General features: G+C 52.0%; 18 protein-coding genes, 1 tRNA gene, 1 other RNA gene and 1 pseudogene. 12 read left to right on the top strand and 9 right to left on the bottom strand.

All coding sequences use genetic code 11. The features are described 5' to 3' along the window. The first annotated feature begins 27 nt into the window (after positions 1-27). The gene (gene acs, locus RHOLA_RS01590; RefSeq protein WP_038501931.1) at positions 28-1,974 is read left to right on the top strand and encodes an acetate--CoA ligase; all 1,947 of its coding nucleotides are present in this window, start codon (positions 28-30) and stop codon (positions 1,972-1,974) included. Positions 1,975-2,092: 118 nt separating this feature from the next. Here acs and RHOLA_RS01585 read toward each other — a convergent pair whose 3' ends face one another. Together RHOLA_RS01585 and RHOLA_RS07320 are read right to left on the bottom strand one after the other, a co-directional pair. Beyond that, positions 2,093-2,554 (bottom strand): RidA family protein, encoded by a 462-nt coding sequence (locus RHOLA_RS01585; RefSeq protein WP_038501930.1) that lies wholly within the window; start codon positions 2,552-2,554, stop codon positions 2,093-2,095. A gap of 2 nt (positions 2,555-2,556) precedes the next feature. After that, complete coding sequence (locus RHOLA_RS07320) at positions 2,557-2,715, bottom strand: Sp36 family protein (protein ID WP_144239014.1); 159 nt, start codon at positions 2,713-2,715, stop codon at positions 2,557-2,559. A gap of 41 nt (positions 2,716-2,756) precedes the next feature. Between RHOLA_RS07320 and RHOLA_RS01580 the strand changes: the two genes are divergently transcribed. Then, positions 2,757-5,270 carry a transglycosylase domain-containing protein gene (locus tag RHOLA_RS01580; RefSeq protein ID WP_038501929.1) on the top strand — a complete coding sequence of 838 codons (2,514 nt, stop codon included), beginning with the start codon at positions 2,757-2,759 and terminating at the stop codon, positions 5,268-5,270. A 12-nt stretch (positions 5,271-5,282) separates the two neighbouring features. After that, the gene (locus tag RHOLA_RS01575; RefSeq protein WP_038501928.1) at positions 5,283-6,170 is read left to right on the top strand and encodes a metallophosphoesterase; all 888 of its coding nucleotides are present in this window, start codon (positions 5,283-5,285) and stop codon (positions 6,168-6,170) included. Between the two features lie 27 nt (positions 6,171-6,197). Here RHOLA_RS01575 and RHOLA_RS01570 read toward each other — a convergent pair whose 3' ends face one another. From RHOLA_RS01570 to ffs, 6 genes and pseudogenes are all read right to left on the bottom strand, one after another. Continuing rightward, the gene (locus RHOLA_RS01570; RefSeq protein WP_038501927.1) at positions 6,198-6,761 is read right to left on the bottom strand and encodes a hypothetical protein; all 564 of its coding nucleotides are present in this window, start codon (positions 6,759-6,761) and stop codon (positions 6,198-6,200) included. An 88-nt stretch (positions 6,762-6,849) separates the two neighbouring features. Continuing rightward, a complete protein-coding gene (locus tag RHOLA_RS01565) occupies positions 6,850-7,914 on the bottom strand; it encodes an aspartate-semialdehyde dehydrogenase (protein WP_038501925.1) in 1,065 nt (354 codons plus the stop codon). A gap of 2 nt (positions 7,915-7,916) precedes the next feature. Next, positions 7,917-9,197, bottom strand: a complete 1,281-nt coding sequence (locus tag RHOLA_RS01560) for an aspartate kinase (RefSeq protein WP_038501923.1) — start codon at positions 9,195-9,197, stop codon at positions 7,917-7,919. Positions 9,198-9,254: 57 nt separating this feature from the next. Beyond that, complete coding sequence (gene recR, locus RHOLA_RS01555) at positions 9,255-9,851, bottom strand: recombination mediator RecR (protein WP_038501922.1); 597 nt, start codon at positions 9,849-9,851, stop codon at positions 9,255-9,257. 284 nt (positions 9,852-10,135) lie between these two features. Then, a pseudogene (locus RHOLA_RS01550) lies at positions 10,136-11,692 on the bottom strand (DNA polymerase III subunit gamma and tau); the annotation flags it as partial. Between the two features lie 38 nt (positions 11,693-11,730). Further along, an RNA gene (ffs, locus tag RHOLA_RS07210) (signal recognition particle sRNA small type) lies at positions 11,731-11,827 on the bottom strand. 53 nt (positions 11,828-11,880) lie between these two features. Between ffs and RHOLA_RS01545 the strand changes: the two genes are divergently transcribed. The 3 genes from RHOLA_RS01545 (at position 11,881) to RHOLA_RS01535 (ending at position 13,784) form a co-directional block, all read left to right on the top strand. Then, on the top strand, positions 11,881-13,059 hold the full coding sequence (locus tag RHOLA_RS01545; protein WP_038501920.1) for an MFS transporter: 1,179 nt from the start codon (positions 11,881-11,883) through the stop codon (positions 13,057-13,059). Further along, positions 13,059-13,658, top strand: coding sequence for a MarC family protein (locus RHOLA_RS01540; RefSeq protein WP_051636170.1), 600 nt, complete (start codon positions 13,059-13,061; stop codon positions 13,656-13,658). The genes RHOLA_RS01545 and RHOLA_RS01540 overlap by 1 nt, the downstream gene beginning before the upstream one ends. Before the next feature lie 38 nt (positions 13,659-13,696). Next, a tRNA-Ser gene (locus tag RHOLA_RS01535) sits at positions 13,697-13,784 on the top strand. 93 nt (positions 13,785-13,877) lie between these two features. Here the strand turns inward: RHOLA_RS01535 and RHOLA_RS07205 are convergent. Beyond that, a complete protein-coding gene (locus RHOLA_RS07205; RefSeq protein WP_158384483.1) occupies positions 13,878-14,258 on the bottom strand; it encodes a tyrosine-type recombinase/integrase in 381 nt (126 codons plus the stop codon). A 39-nt stretch (positions 14,259-14,297) separates the two neighbouring features. Between RHOLA_RS07205 and RHOLA_RS07370 the strand changes: the two genes are divergently transcribed. The 6 genes from RHOLA_RS07370 to RHOLA_RS01500 all read left to right on the top strand — a co-directional run bounded on the left by RHOLA_RS07370 (position 14,298) and on the right by RHOLA_RS01500 (position 20,567). Further along, a complete protein-coding gene (locus RHOLA_RS07370; protein WP_038501918.1) occupies positions 14,298-14,816 on the top strand; it encodes a hypothetical protein in 519 nt (172 codons plus the stop codon). 170 nt (positions 14,817-14,986) lie between these two features. Further along, positions 14,987-15,835, top strand: coding sequence for a F510_1955 family glycosylhydrolase (locus tag RHOLA_RS01520; RefSeq protein ID WP_038501917.1), 849 nt, complete (start codon positions 14,987-14,989; stop codon positions 15,833-15,835). Between the two features lie 46 nt (positions 15,836-15,881). Continuing rightward, positions 15,882-16,346, top strand: coding sequence for a hypothetical protein (locus RHOLA_RS01515; protein WP_038501915.1), 465 nt, complete (start codon positions 15,882-15,884; stop codon positions 16,344-16,346). Between the two features lie 74 nt (positions 16,347-16,420). Continuing rightward, the gene (locus RHOLA_RS01510; RefSeq protein WP_038501914.1) at positions 16,421-17,089 is read left to right on the top strand and encodes a DUF305 domain-containing protein; all 669 of its coding nucleotides are present in this window, start codon (positions 16,421-16,423) and stop codon (positions 17,087-17,089) included. Positions 17,090-17,095: 6 nt separating this feature from the next. Beyond that, positions 17,096-18,559 carry a multicopper oxidase family protein gene (locus RHOLA_RS01505; RefSeq protein ID WP_038501913.1) on the top strand — a complete coding sequence of 488 codons (1,464 nt, stop codon included), beginning with the start codon at positions 17,096-17,098 and terminating at the stop codon, positions 18,557-18,559. A 55-nt stretch (positions 18,560-18,614) separates the two neighbouring features. Continuing rightward, a complete protein-coding gene (locus tag RHOLA_RS01500) occupies positions 18,615-20,567 on the top strand; it encodes a heavy metal translocating P-type ATPase (protein ID WP_038501911.1) in 1,953 nt (650 codons plus the stop codon). Positions 20,568-20,586 lie beyond the last annotated feature (19 nt).

Below are 20,586 nucleotides of genomic sequence, written 5' to 3'. Positions count from 1 at the left end.
GGTTACATACCCCTATGGAGGACAACGATGTCTCAGGAAACCCGCCACTTTGCGCCGTCATCAGACTTTGCGAAGAACGCGATTGCTCAGCCGGAACTGTATGCCGAGGCCAAGGCTGATCGCCTAGGTTTTTGGGCAAAACAAGCCAATCGCCTGCACTGGCATAAGCCATTCACTCAGATTCTTGACTGGAGCGAGGCCCCCTTCGCCCGTTGGTTCCACGACGGTGAACTAAATATTTCTTATAACTGCCTAGATCGTCACGTTGAGGCCGGAAACGGTGACCGGGTCGCGATTCACTTTGAAGGCGAACCCGGCGACACCCGAACCCTCACCTACGCCCAGCTGACCAAAGAGGTAAAGCGCGCGGCAAATGTGCTCATCAACCTTGGCATCAAGCCCGGCGATCGAGTTGCAATTTATATGCCGATGATTCCTGAGGCGATTGTGGCGATGCAGGCAGTTGCGCGAATTGGTGCCGTGCACTCGGTGGTCTTTGGTGGTTTCTCTGCCGACTCGCTAAGCACGCGCATTGAAGACGCACAGGCAAAACTTGTGATCACCGCAGATGGCGGCTATCGAAAAGGAAAGGCCTCGGCACTCAAGCCTGCAGTTGATCTTGCGCTTGATGGTGGCAAGTGCCCATCGGTGAAAAATGTTTTGGTCGTCAAGCGAACCAACCAAGAAGTGTCCTGGAAAGAAGGACGCGATCTTGACTGGGCCGAACAACTTGCCGCTGCAAGTGACGAACACGAGGCAAAGGGCTTCAACGCAGAGCACCCACTCTTCATTCTTTACACCTCCGGCACCACCGGAAAGCCAAAGGGAATTTTGCACTCAACCGGTGGCTACTTAACTCAGGCCGCCTACACTCACAAAAACGTTTTTGATCTTCACGAAAACACCGATGTGTACTGGTGCACCGCCGACATTGGTTGGATCACCGGTCACAGCTATGTGGCCTACGGACCATTTGCAAATGGTGCTACTCAAGTTATTTACGAGGGCACTCCGGATTCACCGGACTGGAGTCGCTGGTGGAAGATCGTTGAGAAGTACAAGGTCTCAATCCTTTACACCGCACCTACTGCAATTCGCAGCTTCATGAAACTTGGTGAAGAGATGCCAAACGCGCACGACCTATCAAGCATCCGAGTGCTGGGCTCTGTTGGTGAACCGATAAACCCTGAAGCGTGGATGTGGTACCGCAACGTGATTGGCGGCGGCAAGGCTCCGATTGTTGATACCTGGTGGCAAACAGAAACCGGTGCAATCATGATTTCTCCGCTACCTGGTGTGACCACTTTGAAGCCTGGCTCTGCGCAGATTGCCCTGCCTGGCATTGAAATCAAGATTCTTGATGACGAAGGTAAAGAACTTGGCCGCGAAGAGCCGGGGCTACTAACCATCACCGAGCCTTGGCCTTCAATGCTACGAGGAATTTGGGGCGACCCAGATCGCTTCAAAGAAACTTACTGGTCAAAGTTTGAAGGAATTTATTTTGCCGGCGATGGCGCCAAGTTCGACGACGAAGGTGACCTGTGGTTGCTTGGCCGCGTTGACGACGTGATGAACGTTTCTGGTCACCGACTATCAACTGCAGAAATTGAATCGGCTCTGGTCTCACACCCATACGTTGCCGAAGCAGCTGTGGTTGGTGCGAAAGATGAAACCACCGGTCAAGCTGTAGTTGCCTTCGTGATTTTGCGTCAGGACCAACTCAAGGCAGCCGGCTCCGATGCTGACGTCAGCAAGATTTTGCGCGATCACGTGACCAAAGAAATTGGTCCAATCGCAAGACCGCGCACCATCATGGTGGTTGCCGAACTTCCTAAGACCCGTTCCGGAAAAATCATGCGCCGATTGCTTCGCGATGTTGCCGAAGACCGTCCGGTTGGTGACGTGACCACTCTCGCCGATACCTCAGTGATGGATATCATCAGTGGAAAAATTGCGGGTGGCGCCAACGATTAACTAGAGTTAACAAGGAAACCCCGCACGCTCTCTCTGTGCGGGGTTTCTCTTAAAGCTCGAGCTCTCGCTCAAGCGCAAAGGCTTGTTCGCCTTCGCGGGCTTTCGCTTAACTATTGGGTTATTTGAACTCAGCAATAATCTCTAGCTCGACTGCCGAATCAAGTGGTAGCGCCGGAACACCAACTGCGCTTCGTGCGTGCGAACCAACTTCTCCAAATACCTCACCCAAAAATTCGCTGGCGCCATTAATTACGCCAGGGATTGCAGTGAATTCTGGAACTACAGAAACGAATCCAACTACCTTGACGATTCGGGTTACGCGATCAAGATCGCCGATAGCCAGCTTCAATGCGGCGAGCGCATTTAGGGCGCACAAACGAGCCAAGTCCTTGGCGTCCTCGGCGGTCACATCGCGACCAACCTTGCCGGTCTGTGGTAGAGCTCCGTCAACGAAAGGCAGCTGGCCAGAGGTGAAACACAAATTGCCGGTCACCACCGATGGAACATAAGCGGCCACCGGTTTCGCTACCGCCGGAAGCGGAAAACCCATATCTGCCAGTTTTTGTTCGATTTTTGACATTTTTAGGCTTCCTTCACTGGACGCTTAAAAAAGGCCACCATGCCGCCCTCTGGACCAGCGACGATTTGGACCAATTCCCAGCCTTCTGAGCCCCAATTGTTCAAAATTGCGGTCTCGCGGTGCAGTAACAAAGGGGTGGTTATGTACTCCCACTTCAGCATTTACAGATTCCTCTCAGAAGTTGTCAGGTAACCTAGAGTTTATGTCTGGTTCACAGCACAAGCCCGAAAGTTTCGCCAAGGGCTTCCTTAAATTCACCGGTTTATCAGCCCTAGCGGGCCTTTTGGGCGTTGCCCTGTTGGCTCCTACAGCCCTGGTAAGCGGTATTGCTGCCTCAGCCGGCATCACAATCTTCGAAAACCTGCCGGATTACATCAAGCCGGTAAACGCCTCTCAGTCTTCAACCCTGTACGCCACCAAAGATGGCCAGCCGGTTGAAGTGGCCCAGTTTTACCACGAGAACCGCATCTCGATTGATTACAACGAGATGTCTCCGAACATCAGAAACGCTGTAGTTGCCACCGAAGACCCTAGATTCTTCGAGCACGGTGGCGTTGACTGGCTATCACTGGTTCGTGCAACACTGACCAACGCCGCTTCCTTGGGAAACGGCCCTGGTGGTTCAACCATCACCATGCAGTACGTCAAGAACTCATTGGTTGAAGCTGCAAACCTGGCCGGCGATAAAGAGGGCGTAATTGCGGCAACCCAGGGCGGCTTTGCCGGTATTGACCGAAAGCTTCGCGAAATCCGCCTGGCGATTGCCCTTGAGGGAGTTGCTACCAAGCAAGAGATCCTGGCCGGTTATCTAAACCTGTCTTTCTTCGGAAACCAGATCAACGGTATCGAGGCCGCCTCTAACTACTACTTTGGCAAGACCGCAAAAGAGCTAAACATTCAAGAAGCTGCGCTGCTTGCCGGAATGCTCAAATCACCAAATGACTACAAGCCGGACGAAGCCGAAAACCTAGACCGCGCAAAGAGTCGCCGCGACTATGTGATCAACAACATGGAGGCCGAAGGCTACATAACTGGTCAGCAGGCGCGCGAGGCAAAGAACTCACCAATTGTCACCAAGCTAACTCACACCCCATCGGGTTGTGAGGGAACAGAGACCGCGGCCTTCTTCTGTGACTTCGTAGTATGGACCATCAGAAACAACTCAGAGTTTGGACCAACCCCTGAGGATCGCGAGAACCTGCTGCGCCGCGGTGGTCTAGAAATTTACAGCACCATGGATCTGGACATTCAAGAGGCCGCTCACAAGGCATCTTTCACTTGGGCGCCGCCTACCGATCCTTCGCAGATTGGTTCCGCCAGCACATCGGTTGAGGTTGGCACCGGGCGCATTCTGGCAATTGCCCAAAACCGCTACTACGACCAAACGCAAAGCACTGAACCTGGTCGAACCTCGGTGAACTATTCAACCGATAGAGAGTACGGCGGCTCATCTGGTTTCCAAACCGGATCTACCTACAAAGTCTTTACCTTGGCACAGTGGCTAACCAACGGCTTCCGACTTGGCGACCACGTTGATGGTCGCGTCAAAGAATGGCAGGCCAGCGAATTTTCAGCCCGATGCGGTGGCATCGGCGGAACCTGGGCGCCAAAAAATATCGTCAAGGAACCTGAAGATCTAAATATTGTTCAAGCAACTGCCATGTCGGTGAACACCGCTTACGTGAGCATGGCTTCGCAACTTGATCTTTGCGATATCCGCGATACCGCTATGCGCTTTGGAGTTCACCGCGCCGATGGCACCGAGTTGCAATACATCCCGTCATCGGTGTTGGGTGTAAATGAAATTGCACCACTGACCATGGCCGCCGCAATGGCCGGTATTGCCAACAAGGGCGTCTACTGTTCGCCAGTTGCAATTGACAAGGTCATCGTGCGCAACACAAAGGCAGAGCTTCGCGTGCCAACGACCAACTGTTCGGTTGCCGTGTCACCTGAGGTTGCCGCCGGCATGACCTATGCAATGCAGCGCGTTATCTCTGGCGGAACCGGTGGCGCTTCAGCAACCGGCGATGGCACTCCGTTGGCCGGCAAGACCGGAACTACAGACTCCGGTGTGCACACCTGGATGACCGGATTCTCTAGCAAGGTTGGCACCGCCACTTGGGTTGGCAACGTAGTGGGCACCAAATCACTTGGAAGCTTGCGCCTCAACAATAAAGCTGCCAACACCGTGCGTCACGATATCTGGCGAACCATCATGCAGGCCGCCAATAAAAAGTATCCGGGCGAAGCCTTTGATGCTCCGCCGGCAGACATGATTGGTACGACCATGATTACCATTCCGCAGGTTGCCGGGTCTGCCCCGGATGCCGCGGTTGAACTAATCAAGGCCTCGGATTTGAATGCCAAGGTTGCCGTTAGCCCAGTCACCTCATCTTTCCCTAAGGGCAGTGTTGCCTACACCAAGCCAGGAGTTGGCAGCACGGCCGCACGTGGTTCGCAGATCAAGATTTTTGTCTCGGCCGGTGGCGCTGAAACCGTACCTAATGTTGCTGGAATGTCAGTCACCAACGCCAAGGCAACTTTGTTGGCCGCTGGTTTCTCTGCCGTAAGCGAGCCTCAGCCATCACAGAGCCAATTCTTCGTGAAGAGCCCAACCATTCCCGCGGGCAAGGTTGTTGGCACCGACCCTGCCGCAGGCTCTGCCGCAGATAAGGCCGGCGCGATTCTTTTGATCATCAGTACTGGTCCTTAGCTCCCAACTCGCATGGAGTGGTTGTTTGGGATCGGCGCCATCGGTGTGCTTAGTGCAATTTGGGGCATTGGCATTGAGAGATTTCTGTTTGTAATTCGTCGCGAATCGGTCAAGGGGCTGCCGGCAAATTCAACACCGATAACCGTGCTACACATTGGTGACATTCATTTGGCACCGTGGCAAAAACGCAAAGCCAAGTTCGTCCAATCGCTAGGTCGGCTAAAGCCTGATTTAGTGATTAATACCGGAGACAATCTTGGTCACGCTGATGCGATTGGTCCGGTGCTCACCGCTCTTGCTCCGCTGATGGAGCGCCCCGGCGTTTTTGTTAATGGCTCAAACGATTACTACGCGCCAGTCTTGCGCAACCCATTGGCATATTTGGCTAAACCTTCGGAGCGCAGTGAGGGCCCAGCACTTGACACACCAAGACTGGTTGGCGGTTTTAGATCGGCTGGTTGGCTCAACCTAAACAACCGCGAGGGCCAGATCACAATCAACGGATTGAAGCTTGGCTTTATTGGTGTTGATGACGCACACGATGAACTAGACAACCTAACCTCAATTCCAAATCAGGCAAATGCGCTCGCCGATTGCGATTTGGTAATTGGTGTTTCACACGCGCCATACTTGCGGGTGCTTGAGGCAATGGGCTCTGCTGGGGCATCAATGATTTTTGCCGGGCACACACACGGCGGCCAAGTGTGTCTGCCCGTGATTGGTGCGTTGACCACCAACTGCGATTTGCCAACCAAATACGCCAGGGGAATTAGCGCCTGGCGATTTGCCGGTAGAGATGTGATTTTGAATGTGGTTGCCGGGCTTGGCCATTCGATTTATGCCCCGGTGCGATTCTTCTGTCGCCCAGAGGTGCGACTAATCACACTAGAAGCCAAGTGATTCAAGCGGGCTGGCGTCTCAATCCAACTATGGATTCAAGCTCCACACCTTTGGACCCAGGGCAATCCACTGCCCGGTGGTGTTCTCACAGCGAGCAGTCACGTCTTCAACGAAGCAGCTAATTGAACCCACGGTAATTTTGCTACCGGAGGCCAGCACCTGAGCGGCACTTGGATCCTGGAATTGACCCGATGCACATGGGAAGCCGACGATTTCGCCGTTCTCAGGCTTGCTGGCATAAAGCTCAACTTGGTAGCCGAAACTGCCCTCACAGCCGGTTTCAGAAGGAACCGGCAGATACTGCGCCGCGGCTTCATTCTGCTCACAAAGCACGCGATCTGATTCCGGGGTAATCGTGCACCAGGTAGGTCCGTCACCTGCTCTAAAGGTGTACCAGTCAAAACCGTCGTTGAAGGTTTCTGGATCAACCTCGGTCAGTGGTGCAGTTGGCGCCTGAGGCACCAACGCCTGGTCTGGAGTTGGAGTGGGCTTTGCTGAGCTTGAAGGACTGCCGCCATCAGCTGGAGTAGCACACGCCCCAAGTGTGAGAGCAAGACCCAAGCTCAATGAAACAGCAAGCAGTCTAGACATAAGTAAAGGTTATCTTGACTAAAGACGAAACCCACCAAGACTCGCATCGTGGTGGGTTACGTTTTTGTAAAAAGTTGTTGAACGTTTCTTAGAATTCCTTGGCAACTAGCTCAGCAATTTCGTAGGTGTTCAACGCCGCACCCTTGCGCAGGTTGTCGCCAACTACGAACAATTCGATTGAGTTTGGGAAGTCCAGTGACTGACGAATGCGACCAACAAAAGTTGGGTCCTGACCAACAACCATCGCTGGGGTTGGGTACAGGTGCTTCTCTGGTTCGTCAACAACACGAATGGTTGGCTGCTTGCTTAGAACATCGCGAACCTCGTCTGCGGTAAGCGGGTTAGCAAACTTAGCGTGCACGGTAAGCGAGTGTGAAACCTGCACCGGAACGCGCACGCAACTGGCTGCCACCTTTAGGTCGCTGATGCCTAGAATCTTGCGAGACTCGTCGCGCACCTTCATCTCTTCTGAAGAGTGGCCTCCGGCTTTAAGTGAGCCGGCGAATGGAATCACGTTTAGCGCAATCGGGTGGCGCCAAGGTGAATCGCTCAGGTCGTTGCCGGCTGCGGCTAGAGCCTTGCGAACGTCATCGGTGTTGGTGCCCAGTGAGGCATCCTTGCCAACTACGCCAAGCTCTGCGGCCAGCTCATCGATGCCAGCTGCACCCGCACCAGAAACTGCCTGGTAGCTAGAAACCACAAGCTCTTCAAGAGTCCACTTGTCGTGCAGCGCACCCATCGCGGCCATCATGGTAAGCGTGGTGCAGTTTGGGTTAGAGATGATTCCGCGCGGGCGGTTCTTGGCCTGCTCTGGGTTCACCTCTGGAACAACCAGTGGTACGTCGGCGTCCATGCGGAACGCGCCAGAGTTATCAACGGCAACCGCGCCACGTTCTGCGGCGATTGGCGCCCAAACCTCGGAAACCTCATCAGGCACGTCAAACATTGCAATGTCGATACCGTCGAATGCCTCTGGTGACAGCGCAACCACGGTTAGGTCTTCGCCGTGAACCTTGATCTTCTTGCCAGCTGAACGAGGTGAGGCAATCAAACGGATCTCGCCCCAAATATTTGGACGACTGTTGATGATGCCAATCATCACGGTACCTACGGCACCGGTTGCACCTACGAGAGCGAGATTTGGTTTAGCCATTTTTATCGTCCTGTTCCTGCGTAAACAACTGCTTCTACATCTGAATCCAAACCAAATGCGGTGTGCACTGCGCGAGCCGCGGCGTCAACCTGGTCGTCGCTGGTGATCACCGAAATGCGAATCTCAGAGGTAGAAATCATTTCAATGTTGATGCCAGCTTCGGCAAGAGCACGGAACATTGTGGCCGAGACACCTGAGTGGGTTCGCATGCCAGCACCAACTACTGAAAGCTTTCCGATTTCTTCATCAATCTCTACGGTTCGGAAACCAAGCGATGCCTTGGCTGATTCCAAAGCGGCGGCTACCTTCTTGGTCTCTGACTTGGGGCAGGTGAAGCCAATGTCACTGACGCGGTCGGTCACATCTGAACCGGTTGGGGTGTTCTGCACGATCATGTCAATGTTGGCTCCGGCGTCGGCTACCAGCTGGAACAACTCAGCCGCCTTGCCCGGAACGTCAGGAATACCAATGACCATAACCTTGGTCTGACCCTTGTCGATTGCTACACCAGATACGACTGACTCTTCCATGCCTGCTCCTGCTTTTCCTGAATAAACGATGGTTCCTGGATCGGTGCTAAATGTTGAACGAACGCGTAGATCTACATTGTGACGACGAGCAAATTCAACCGCGCGAATGTGCAGAATCTTGGCCCCGGCCGCTGCCAGCTCAAGCATTGATTCAACATCAATGGCGTCTAGCTTCTTGGCGCCCTTAATTACGCGTGGGTCTGAGGTGTAAACACCATCAACATCTGAATAAATTTCGCAGAGGTCTGCGTCTAGACCAGCGGCGAGCGCAACGGCGGTGGTGTCTGAACCACCGCGGCCAAGTGTGGTGATGTCTTTGGTCTCACGGTTGAAACCTTGGAATCCAGCGACGATGGCAATGTTGCCGGCGTCAACCGATTCGCGAATGCGCTCTGGGGTGACTTCTGCAATGCGGGCGTTTCCGTGCACGCTGTCAGTCACGATTCCAGCCTGCGAACCGGTGAATGATTGTGACTTTGCGCCAAGTGCGTTGATTGCGATGGCAAGTAGCGACATTGAGATGCGCTCGCCAGAGGTGAGCAGCATGTCAAGTTCACGAGGTGACTTGTATGGGTCTTCGGCAACCGAGTTAGCTAGGTCAAGCAGTTCATCGGTGGTGTCGCCCATTGCGGAGACCACAACCACAACCTGGTTGCCCGCCTTCTGGGTCTCGATAACGCGCTTGGCTACGTGCTTAATCTTGTCGGCATCTCCTACGGATGAACCGCCAAACTTTTGCACAATCAGAGCCAAGACCGTATCTCCTTGAGTTGAAGGGATCGCGGCCAGATACCGCAAGAAGTCTCTAGTTTAGTTGACTGTTCGGCGTCCCTCAAATGCCCGGCCAAGGGTCACTTCATCGGCGTATTCAAGATCGCCGCCAACCGGCAAACCGGAGGCCAGACGAGAAATCTTGATGCCCAGTGGGCTGAGCATTCGGGTCAAATACGTGGCGGTGGCTTCGCCCTCAAGATTTGGATCGGTGGCGATGATTACCTCTTGGATCTCGGGATTGCCCAATCTAGCCATGAGTTCCTTGATGCGAAGCTGATCTGGGCCGATGCCCTCGATCGGGCTGATTGCTCCGCCAAGCACGTGGTACAAGCCGCGGAATTCGCGGGTGCGCTCAATGGCCTGAACATCTTTGGACTCTTCAACCACACATATAGCGGTGCGATTGCGGCGGGAATCGCGGCAAATATTGCACTGGGTTTCCTCAGTCACGTTTCCGCAGACCTCGCAAAAGCGAACTCGCTCCTTAACTTCCATTAGAACCTGGGCAAGTTTCTGGGCTTGGTCATCCTCTGTTTGCAAAAGGTAAAAGGCGATGCGCTGGGCAGACTTTGGGCCCACTCCTGGTAAACGACCAAGCTCGTCAATCAGTTCCTGAACAACGCCCTCGTACATTACTTACCGTTCTTGTCTTGCATTGGTTCGGCACCAAGCATTTCGCGAAGTAGCGATTCACCGTAGCGAGCGGATTCATCGGCCATACCGGAGTTGCGTGATTTTTGCTCTGGCGCTGACTTAGGCTCTGGTGCTGCGGCAACTTCTTGAGCAGGCGCTTGATCCTGCGGTTCAACTTCCTCAACCACTGCCATTGGTTTTGTGTCTGCCTTCACGGGTGCCGGTTCAGCAGGTGCAGCGGGTGCAGGTGCGTCTTCTGGTTTGGCATCAATTTGGGCTTTGAACTTAACTTGAACACCCAGCACGTCCATGATTGCTCCGCGCAACACCTCTGATGCTCCGCTGGCATTCTTGAACGAATCAAGATCTTTTTGACTCATGAACTTGAGGGTCAAAACATCACCGGCGAAATCAACCACGCTCAACGCAAACGCAACCATCCAGGCCGCCTTTGACTTCTTATTTACCAGCGTCAAAATGTTTGGCCACGAGTCCTTAAACTGAGTCAGAGTTACTCCCCCGATTCCAGCCGGTGCAGAAACCTCAGTAATTTTTTCGGCTTTCGGTGCTGAAACACCTGCAGGTTTTTCAGATCCAATTCGAGTGACCGGAGTCGCATTTTGAGTACTGGCCTGAACCGTTGCCACACTGGCCGCGGGACTAGCGGCATCGCCAGAACCAACACCGATGCGTCGCTCCAGGCGCTCGATGCGCGCAAGTGAACCAACCTCTGTCTGATCACTTGATGGCACCAGTACCTTGGCACACATTAATTCAAGGTGCAGTTTTGGTGAGGTGGCGCCAGACATTTCGGTTAGGGCAGCGTTTACCGTTTCGGCAGCGTGGGTCAGCTCAGCCAAACCAAAACCAAGTGCCTGTGTCTTCATCTTTTCTAGTTCATCTGCTGGGATTCCACGCAGCACGCTCTTGGCCTCGTCGCCGACTGAAAGAATGACAATCAAATCGCGCAGGTGCTCCAGCAGATCCTCAACAAAACGACGAGGGTCCTGACCGGTTTGAATTACCTTGTCTACGCTGGCAAAAACCTGCGCCGAATTCTTGGCAGCAAAGGCATCGACTACCTCATCAAGCAAAGCTGCGTGAGTAAAGCCCAGCAGTGCGGCTGCGCGGTCATACTCAACCTTGCCACCCTCACTACCAGCGATTAGCTGATCAAGTAGAGAAAGGGAATCACGTACAGAACCGCCGCCAGATCGAACCACAAGTGACAACACTCCTGGTGCAACCTCAACTTTTTCACTTGAGCAAAGTTGCTCAAGGTACTCAAGCATTTGAGCTGGTGGCACCAAGCGAAACGGATAGTGGTGAGTGCGAGAACGAATTGTGCCGATGACTTTATCGGGTTCGGTGGTGGCAAAAATAAACTTCACATGTGCAGGTGGCTCTTCAACAATTTTTAAAAGTGCGTTGAAGCCCTGCGGGGTAACCATGTGAGCCTCGTCAAGGATAAAAATCTTGTAGCGGTCACGAGCCGGGGCAAATATGGCGCGCTCGCGCAGATCGCGAGCATCATCAACACCGTTGTGCGAGGCCGCGTCAATTTCTACAACGTCAAGTGAGCCAGAACCATCACGCGAAAGTTCCACGCAGCTTGGGCAAACTCCGCAGGGGGTATCTGTTGGTCCTTCAGCGCAATTGAGGCAACGAGCAAGAATGCGAGCCGAGGTAGTTTTTCCGCAACCGCGAGGGCCAGAGAAAAGATATGCGTGATTCACGCGATCGGTGCGAAGTGCGGTCATCAGCGGAGCGGTGACCTGAGCCTGGCCAATCAATTCAGCGAAGGTTTCAGGGCGATAGCGACGATACAGAGCGGTAACCACGTCTAGAGCCTACCTTTCGCATCTGACCGTCGATTCCAATAAAAGACTCCCCGCGCACCCGCCAGAGCCCAGTTACCCTTGCTATCTTTCGATCCTGGGGGAGTTAGCCGAGGTAGCGCCACGCGAGGAGCCATCAATCAGTTTAGCCGTTGGATTTGAGAGCAATTCAGCCTTGTTAGCCTAGGTAAATGACCACAAAAGCTCGCATCGCAATTTGGTTCGCCGGAGCCGCCACCATCTTTTTCACCCGCGCGTTTCTGTACTCAACCTGGGTGAGCCGCGGGCCAGAGGTGCAAGACGCGCTGGCAATTAACACCGCCCAGATGGGCTGGTTGGCGATGCTTTACCCGGCAGGTGGTCTGGCCGGAATTTTATTCGCCGGTCCATTGGTACACCGATTCGGCACTCGCAACGTGAACACGGCAACATTTGCAGTTGCCGGTACATCCTTCGCGATTCTAGGTTTTGCCGTTGATGCCGGCAGCTTTTTCGTCAGCTCAATCTGTCTGTTCTTCATTGGACTGCCAATGGCCTTGAGTGACTTCCTTGGCAACCTTGAAGGCACCGCTGTTGATAAAGCGGCAAAGCGATCTATTTTCTCTGCGATTCACGGATTATTCGGCGTGGGCATGTTGGTTGGTGCCGGTTTAGCCACCTGGCTAATCAACGCCGATGTCTCGCTGTCGGTTTCTTTCTTGGCCGTGGGTATTTTTATCGGTGTTGTTTCAATAATTGGTGGCTATGGTTTTCCGAAGCACAAGGAACCAGATGTATCAGCAGCCAAGAAAATTGAGAACCGTAAAATCGCCGCGAAGATTTGGACTGAAAAACGAAGCCTGCTGCTTGCAGTGGTTGGTTTCACTTTCATCATGGCCGAGATGTCTGCCGGTGTTTGGGTTCCGTTGGCGCTTACGAATATTGGCTACACCGGAGCCGAAGCTGCCACCGCGTTTGGTGTCTTTTGGATTGTGATTACGATTGTGCGTCTGATTGGTGGCTACGTGCTTGATCTGATTGGTCGCTATCGCCTGGTGCTGGCCTCAATTATTTTCACCGCGCTCGGCATGATCATTTTTATGACCAGCGAGGCCACCGGTTTGGAATACCTAGGGCTCATCCTTTGGGGTCTTGGTGCAGCAGTTGGGTTCCCAATGGTGATTGCATCAATGAGCGATGACCAATCCATGGCCGCTCCCCGAGTAAACATGATTATCACCGTTGTCTACATTTCAAGCATCACCGTTGGCCCCGCACTTGGTGCACTTGGTCAAGTTGCAGGAATCTACGTGGCGTTTAGCATTCCCCTTGCACTCGTTGCTGTCTCACTTTTCTTGAGCGGTGCCACCAAACCGATAGAAAGTAAATAGTGCCAACTTCAAGTGCTGTGACCACCCTGATTGCCCTCTTTGCAATTGTCAGTCCAATCACCGCTATTCCGGTTTTTCTAACCCTCACCGCCGGCCGCACACCCAGTGAGCGCCGATCGGTAGCTTTGAAAACCGCTTTGGTTTCTGGAGCCACGTTGGTGGTTGCCTATTTCTTGGGCGAGGCGATTCTTCGACTGCTGAGCATTGACATCAACGCGTTCCGAATTGCCGGTGCTCTGGTGATTGGTGGAATTGGTTGGTCAATGGTGCAGGGGCAAAAGGTGGCCCTGGCTGCCAGCGCCTCTGGCGCCGCGGTTGTGCCACTGGCGATTCCATTGATGGCAGGTCCCGGTGCAATTGCGGCAACAATCACAATCCGCTCAACTGAGGGCGGAGCCTTTTGGACAAATATTGGTGTGATTTTGGCGTTGACAGTTGTCTCTTATGTTTTGTTCTTGGCGGCTCAACCACTTGAAAAACTACTTGGTGAAACCGGTCTCAGTATCGTGAGTCGCATATTTGGTTTGCTGCTGATCTCCATTGCAGTGTCTTCGGCAATTGGTGCAGTTGGTGAGCTGTTCCCCGCGCTGCTTGGTTAGCTTGCCAGTTAGGTAGACTGACGTCTGTAACAATCCAAGGAGAATTCGCCTAGTGGCCTATGGCGCACGCTTGGAAAGCGTGTTGGGTGCAAGCCCTCATGGGTTCGAATCCCATATTCTCCGCCATGCACCAGCCCCTAGAAATAAGGCTTCTAGAGGGCTGGGCTGACTGAGTCTGAGTCACATGTGCTGTCCCATGTGAGAAAAATTTCATTTTGCCTACTTTCCGCCCCCAATGGAAAGAATCGTTTTAGATTCTTCCCAGGTTTCGACAAGGTTGCTCACCGCTTCTTGCTGCATCGTTGGAGTGACGTGTGAATAAATATCCATAGTCGTATTGATGTTGCTGTGGCCCAGACGTTCCTGAACAATTTTCGGATTAGTGCCGTTTTTCATGAGCATGGTTGCGTGACTGTGGCGTAGGCCCTTGAGCGTAAGCTTAGGCAGTTCACGGGCACCAAAAGAGTTTTGTTCACTTACATATGTGGCCGCCTTCTTAACAGCACGTGCCCATCGAGCTGAGATGTCATTTGGTGAGCGAAGCTCTCCGTTTGTCAAACCAAACACGAAAGCTTCCGGTTCAGCAAAGGAGGGGTGCACTACCACCCCCTTCGGAAGGGGTTCTAGTAGAATGAACCTATGAATTCTTCGTTCAAAGTTGAGAGAACAGGCACACCAGATGGCAAGACCGTGACGTTTGGGCCATCCGACCCTGAGACGGGTGCCACTCTTTCTCTCCCGGCCACATTTACCCGTCGAGTCTCTTACCCAGGCCATGGCCTTGCTGTCATTTTGGAATGCGCATTTACGGGCGACCGAATAGAAGTTGAAAGCCTCAAGATTGAACGAGTTGAAAAATTTATTTCAACTAAAGTCTTGACCCAGCTGGCCCTACCCGCCGTGATCCGAGAAATAGCAGAGGATGCTATTCCAAATTCAAATCGCTGGGCAAGGCTGAATGCGCCCACCGACAACAAGGCTGAAACCGCGGAATTCTTGGCGCAGATTTATTGGTTTGAACATGTGAGTTGGGGGAGCCCCCGCGCAAGCATCATGGCTTACATGAATTGGTCTAGGACTAACGCCAATTTCCATATCTCCAAATTTTCGAAAAACATGCCCATGCCTGGTGCTCACGCCCTCACCGTCCGCAGGTAAAAAAGTAAAATGAACTAATCGACCTAATTTCAAAGGCCAGGCGATGCCCAAGTCGGTGTTTCTCTCCCCTTGAAAAAGGTGCACAGCTGAGGGTCGACATTGCCCCCCCAAAGTGGAAATTTACGGGTGGCGCTTCTATTTTTATTTTGAGCCATGTAGTCTCAAAACAAATGAAAAGTCGAATATCAAAACATTTGCTCGCTAGCCTCTCGCTACTTTCAGTTTTATTTCTAAGCGCATGTAGCCCCCCTAACCCCACTTCTCCAGCGGTCAACTTTGGTCACGTTCACGGCATCGTTGATCTCGGAGGTGGCGACATTCTTCTAGGAACACACTCTGGCATTTACACAATCAACGAAGAGGGCGACGTCGCCGGGCCAATTGGGGGCAATGATTTTGACGCCATGGGAATTAGCGGTGACGAAAAAACTCTTTATGCCTCTGGCCATCCGGGGCCCAATACGGACGCTCAACTAGGAACTCCGAATCTTGGAATTATTCGAAGTGATGATGAGGGAGAGAACTGGTCACCAGTCTCCTTCACGGGAGCCGAAGATTTCCACGTGCTTACTGTAGGACCAAACAACTCCTTGTATGGAATAGGTTCTGGGTCACTCGCCCTTCGAGTGAGCCTTAATGGCGGACAGACTTGGCAGAACAAGAGCAAAATCGAAGCGGTGGATCTTGCAGCCACATCTGACGGGGCGCTATTTGCTGCAACACCTGAAGGTCTTTTGGTGAGTGAAGATAAGGGAACGTCATTCACGCCTATAAAAGGTGCGCCTTTGCTATACACAATTAGTTCTATGCCTGAAGACGGCCTTATTGGCGTTGACGTCAATGGTGTCTTGTGGAAAATGAGTGACCAGAAATGGCAGCAATTCGGTTCTTCTCGCGGCACGGTTCAGGCACTTCTTGAATTGGAATCAGGCGCGGTAGCCCTAGTCGATGAACGCGGGGTAGTTCTACTGAAAGACTCGAAGGCCGAAGTGCTTTACAGGCCCGCGAGCAGCCCCTAGGCAAAACTTACAGGTCATTACCAGATTCCACGGATAGACTTCGATTATGGTTCAGCCTTCTTCAGTTAAGCGCTGGGCGGCACTTCTATTAGTTGCCACCCTAGTTGGGTTTGCACCTGTTTTCCACGCCCTCTGCATCGCCCCAATGAGCGACGCCCACGGGTCATCGATGTCACACACCATGGCTGACGGCACAACGTTTACAGCACCCTCAATCGACCAAATGGAAGAATCGCACTCGGTCGAATTAGCTACTCAGGCAGCTTCAAGTGTCGAGATTGTTACATCTGCACCAGAACTTTTCCTCGGCGATTCAAGAGGGCAAGGCGGAAACCTAATCACCATCGGGCCTTTGCTTGCGTATCTGCTACTCGGCATTCTCCTTCTGGTAATGCGCCCTAAGTTGCTCGTTGTCGCACGCCAGGTAAGGCAAATAATTCGCCCCCCAGCTTTTGCGCTTCGTGTACCCGCCTCGGTAAACGTCGTTGCCTTAGGCATTAGCCGAACATAAATTCCAATCGCATTCGATAGCGCTGCGCGCTGAATTTTGTAATACCCAAAATTTTTGAATACGTAAGGAAAAAAATGAACACCAAATTTAAGAAATCAATCTTCGTAACTGCTGGCCTAGTTGCCGCTTCCTTGGCTTTGGCAGGATGTGCTTCGACCGCTAACAACGGAATGGCTGGGATGAACCACGACATGGGCTCGATGAGCGGGATGTCTGGGATGGGCTCCGACTCAGCTGAAAGCTCTACTCCAACCTCATCAGCGACCTCCAACTATGGCGAACTTGGGGATGGTGACATCATGTTTGCGCAAATGATGATCCCTCACGAGTCTCAGGCTATTGACATGTCAACAATGGCTCTGAGTAACTCCACGAATACCAAGTTGTTAGCGTTCGCTAAAAAGATTAAAGCCGAGCAAGAGTCTGACGTTTCTACAATGACTGCTTGGCTGGAGTCGATTGGCGCCACTTCTTATGGCACCCAAGAGGCAGAGCATCAAATGCCTGGTATGGAGATTGCGGGTACAGTCACTGATGCTCAATTGACCGCTATGTCGGCGTCGATGGGAACCTCCTTCGACAAGCTCTATGTCAAAAACATGCTCGCGCAACTAGAAGGTTGTGTTGGCATGGCGAAGGCTGTTTCAGCTACATCAAATGTGAATGTTGCAAAATTTGCGGCCGATTTAGTGAAAATTCGCTCTTCCGAAATCACCGAGCTAAAAGCACTGCTTACAAAGTAGGAACCCATGTCGAACAAAACTAAAAAACAACTATCAAGACGAAACTTCCTAGCTATTGGTGGAGCTGTTGCTGGAACTGCTGCAATAGCGGGTGTTTCATATTCACTCCTGAATCCCACTAATCAAGCGCAAAGTGGATCTGAGCCAGAGCGCCTAGTCAGTAAAAATGGTGCACTCGGTATCTCCCTTGTTGCTGCGATGACGTCAAAAGTAATCAATGGTAAAACTGCCAAGGTTATGACCTACAACGGCACATCACCTGGACCTACTTGGGTTGCCAAACCAGGTGATGTGATTACGGTTGACTTCACGAATAATTTGGGGGATTCGACGAACCTTCATACTCATGGTTTGCACGTTAGCCCTGAAGGCAACAGCGATAACACATTCATCGAAGTCAAGGATGGTGAAACCTTCACATACAAGTACCAGATCCCTGAAAATCACAAAGAGGGAACCTTTTGGTACCACCCACACCACCATGGAATGGTCGCACCTCAGGTTTTCGCTGGACTCTACGGGGGGATCATCATCGAGAATGATGAGACCCCCAAGGTAGAGGAGGATCGAGTCGTCATAATTTCCGACATCTCAATAGCAAGCGATGGAAACGTTGCAGGTGCGAACATGATGAGCAAAATGATGGGCCGTGAAGGCGAGGTGCTGCTCGTCAACGGACAAGTCCAGCCAGTCATGGAACCAAAAATGTGGAGCGTGGAGCGTTGGAGAATAATTAATTCCTGCACATCGCGAAACTTAGATCTTGCTTTGACTGGCGCTAAAGCTATGGTTTTGGGAATCGATGGCAATAAATATTCGCAACCAAGGGACTTGAAACGAGTAACTATCGCACCTGGAAACAGAGTTGACCTATTAGTGACAGTGACCGATAAGGAAGCATCGCTGACCTACACGACTGTTCCTCACCCTGATGCAATGGGAATGATGGGGAGTGCGACTGAATACAAGGACTACCCGTTAGTTAAGTTTCAACCGTCTAAGGCCGCGGCATCCATCGCTTCGCTTGCGCCTATGTCATTCGTGCAGCCTGATTTGAGGTCACTACCAGTAAGCGCAAAACGCACCTTCAAACTATGGATGCCCAGCATGAATAACATGATGGACATGATGTCGACGGGGCTTGAGGGCCAGTTCATTATTAATGGAAAACCGTTTGATGGCACACGAATCGATACCTCGTCTGCGGCAAATTCAGTTGAAGAGTGGACTCTCGTAAACGAATCGACGATGGACCACCCCTTCCACCTACACGTTTGGGATCAACAACTTGTTTCGGTTCCGAATCGGCTAATTCAAGAAGTTGAGTATCAGGATGTCGTGAACGTTCCTGCCAAATCAAAAGTTGTTGTGCGCGTGCAGTTCAGTGACTTCGCAGGAATGACCGTTTACCACTGTCACATTCTTGACCACGAGGACCTGGGCATGATGGGCATCATTAACGTAATCTAAAAACTACCCGAGCAGCCTAGGCTGTGAGGGGCGTCCGATTAGGGAGTAATTAACCATGGGTGATATCTGTTTTGAGCCGATTGCATCATCGAAAAAGGCGGAAAAAATAAGCACTTCGCTTGGACATGGACTTTGGCAAGTGCGCGAAATTCGGTTAGCTAGCGCTTCAGGAATTCTTCTTCTGCTTTCATGGATTCTAGGGTTTGGTGAAGTTCCAGAACTCGTCACGACATCCCTAAACCTAGGTGCCTTAGCTATATCTTCGTGGACCTTTGCGCCATCAACCCTTCGAAAGCTGAGCAAGGGCAAAGTTGGAGTTGGCACTTTGATGACGATTGCCGCAATCGGTGCTCTGGCTCTTGGGCAACTAGAGGAAGCGGCTTTACTGACGTTTTTATACTCCATTTCGGAGGGGCTAGAGGAATATTCACTAATTAGCACCCGTCATGGCCTTCGCGCATTGCTTGACCTTGTACCCAAGGAAGCCACAGTACTGCAGAATCATGCGGAGGTTAAGGTTTCTCCTGACGACCTTAAGCCGGGCGATATTTTAGTCGTACGGCCTGGGGAGCGATTCTCCGCTGACTGCCGAATCTTAAATGGACGCACCAATCTAGACGCTTCAGCACTTACAGGTGAGTCAGTGCCAGTTGAGGCTGGACCCAACGATGTTGTTTACGCAGGCACCATAAATGGCCCTGGACCAGTCGAAGCTGAAGTTACCTCGAGCGCTGAAAATAACTCACTTGCAAAAATCGTTCAAATTGTAGAACGAGAGCAGTCACGTAAAGGCCAAAGTCAGCGCCTAGCGGATTCGATCGCTTCTAAATTAGTCCCCGGAATCCTCATCATGGGTGTCTTGATTGTAATTTATGGTTTTGTAATTGGTGAACCAACCATTTGGTTTGAGCGAGCACTTGTTGTTTTAGTGGCTTCTTCACCGTGTGCTCTGGCCATCTCAGTGCCAGTCACTGTAGTCACTGCCGTCGGGGCTGCGACAAAAATCGGAGTTCTAATCAAGGGTGGCGGTGCACTTGAAATTATGGGCAAGGTCCGCAATGTTGCACTGGATAAGACGGGAACACTGACTCGCAATAGGCCTGTCGTAATCGAAGTTGCTTGTGCCGCTAAAGCCACAAAAGAGCAGGTTTTGTCACTGGCGGCAGGTTTAGAAGCCAGAAGCGAGCATCCTCTTGCTAAGGCAATTTTAGAAGCGTGCCCTAATCCAGCGGCCGTGACGGATGTGCAAAGTATTCCAGGTGCTGGGATTGAAGGAAAATTCAACAATTTAGTTGTCCGCCTTGGAAGACCAGGATGGATAACTTCTGCAGGACTTGACGAAAAAATATTGGCCATGCAAACAATTGGTGCCACAGCGGTGTTAGTCGAACTTGGCGGTGAAGTCATCGGTGCAATCGCTGTGAGGGATGAATTACGCCCAGAGGCGAATGAAGTTATTTCGCATCTGAATTCCGATGGATATAAAACGATGATGCTTACCGGAGATAACTGGGCCACTGCAAAAGCTATCGGGCTGGCGGCCGGAATTTCAGAGGTTTACGCCGATCTTCGCCCTGAGAATAAGGCTGACATTATTAGGGAAGCTAAAAAAAGGGGCATTACTGCCATGATTGGCGATGGTGTTAACGACGCCCCTGCCTTGGCTACCGCCGATATTGGGATTGCTATAGGCGCCATGGGTACTGACGTTGCAATTGAGACCGCAGACGTTGCACTCATGGGAGAAAACCTAAACTATTTGCCTGAAGTGTTAGATCATGCCCGCAGAACAAGAGTAATCATGCTCCAAAACCTTGTACTTTCACTTGCTCTTATTGGAATTCTAATTCCACTGTCGTTATTCGGATTTGTAGGCTTGGCTACTGTAGTTTTGGTTCATAACTTGGCTGAAATTTTGGTCATTCTAAATGGAGTTAGATCGGGGCGAATCTTCACTCACCGCGAAATTAAACTTCCGTCTTTTTCACTCGAACTGAATCGCTCCTAAATAGGACCTGCACCCGAAG

This window comes from Rhodoluna lacicola (assembly GCF_000699505.1).
GTDB lineage: Bacteria > Actinomycetota > Actinomycetes > Actinomycetales > Microbacteriaceae > Rhodoluna > Rhodoluna lacicola.
The sequence above is the reverse complement of the archived record's forward strand: the minus strand, read 5'-3'. Positions and strand labels throughout refer to the sequence as shown.

Coding starts and splice junctions, on each gene's coding strand:
- acs (WP_038501931.1), top strand. CDS start 28: ATGTCTCAGGAAACCCGCCACTTTGCGCCGTCATCAGACTTTGCGAAG.
- RHOLA_RS01585 (WP_038501930.1), bottom strand. CDS start 2,554: ATGTCAAAAATCGAACAAAAACTGGCAGATATGGGTTTTCCGCTTCCG.
- RHOLA_RS07320 (WP_144239014.1), bottom strand. CDS start 2,715: ATGCTGAAGTGGGAGTACATAACCACCCCTTTGTTACTGCACCGCGAG.
- RHOLA_RS01580 (WP_038501929.1), top strand. CDS start 2,757: ATGTCTGGTTCACAGCACAAGCCCGAAAGTTTCGCCAAGGGCTTCCTT.
- RHOLA_RS01575 (WP_038501928.1), top strand. CDS start 5,283: ATGGAGTGGTTGTTTGGGATCGGCGCCATCGGTGTGCTTAGTGCAATT.
- RHOLA_RS01570 (WP_038501927.1), bottom strand. CDS start 6,761: ATGTCTAGACTGCTTGCTGTTTCATTGAGCTTGGGTCTTGCTCTCACA.
- RHOLA_RS01565 (WP_038501925.1), bottom strand. CDS start 7,914: ATGGCTAAACCAAATCTCGCTCTCGTAGGTGCAACCGGTGCCGTAGGT.
- recR (WP_038501922.1), bottom strand. CDS start 9,851: ATGTACGAGGGCGTTGTTCAGGAACTGATTGACGAGCTTGGTCGTTTA.
- RHOLA_RS01545 (WP_038501920.1), top strand. CDS start 11,881: ATGACCACAAAAGCTCGCATCGCAATTTGGTTCGCCGGAGCCGCCACC.
- RHOLA_RS07370 (WP_038501918.1), top strand. CDS start 14,298: ATGAATTCTTCGTTCAAAGTTGAGAGAACAGGCACACCAGATGGCAAG.
- RHOLA_RS01520 (WP_038501917.1), top strand. CDS start 14,987: ATGAAAAGTCGAATATCAAAACATTTGCTCGCTAGCCTCTCGCTACTT.
- RHOLA_RS01515 (WP_038501915.1), top strand. CDS start 15,882: ATGGTTCAGCCTTCTTCAGTTAAGCGCTGGGCGGCACTTCTATTAGTT.
- RHOLA_RS01510 (WP_038501914.1), top strand. CDS start 16,421: ATGAACACCAAATTTAAGAAATCAATCTTCGTAACTGCTGGCCTAGTT.
- RHOLA_RS01505 (WP_038501913.1), top strand. CDS start 17,096: ATGTCGAACAAAACTAAAAAACAACTATCAAGACGAAACTTCCTAGCT.
- RHOLA_RS01500 (WP_038501911.1), top strand. CDS start 18,615: ATGGGTGATATCTGTTTTGAGCCGATTGCATCATCGAAAAAGGCGGAA.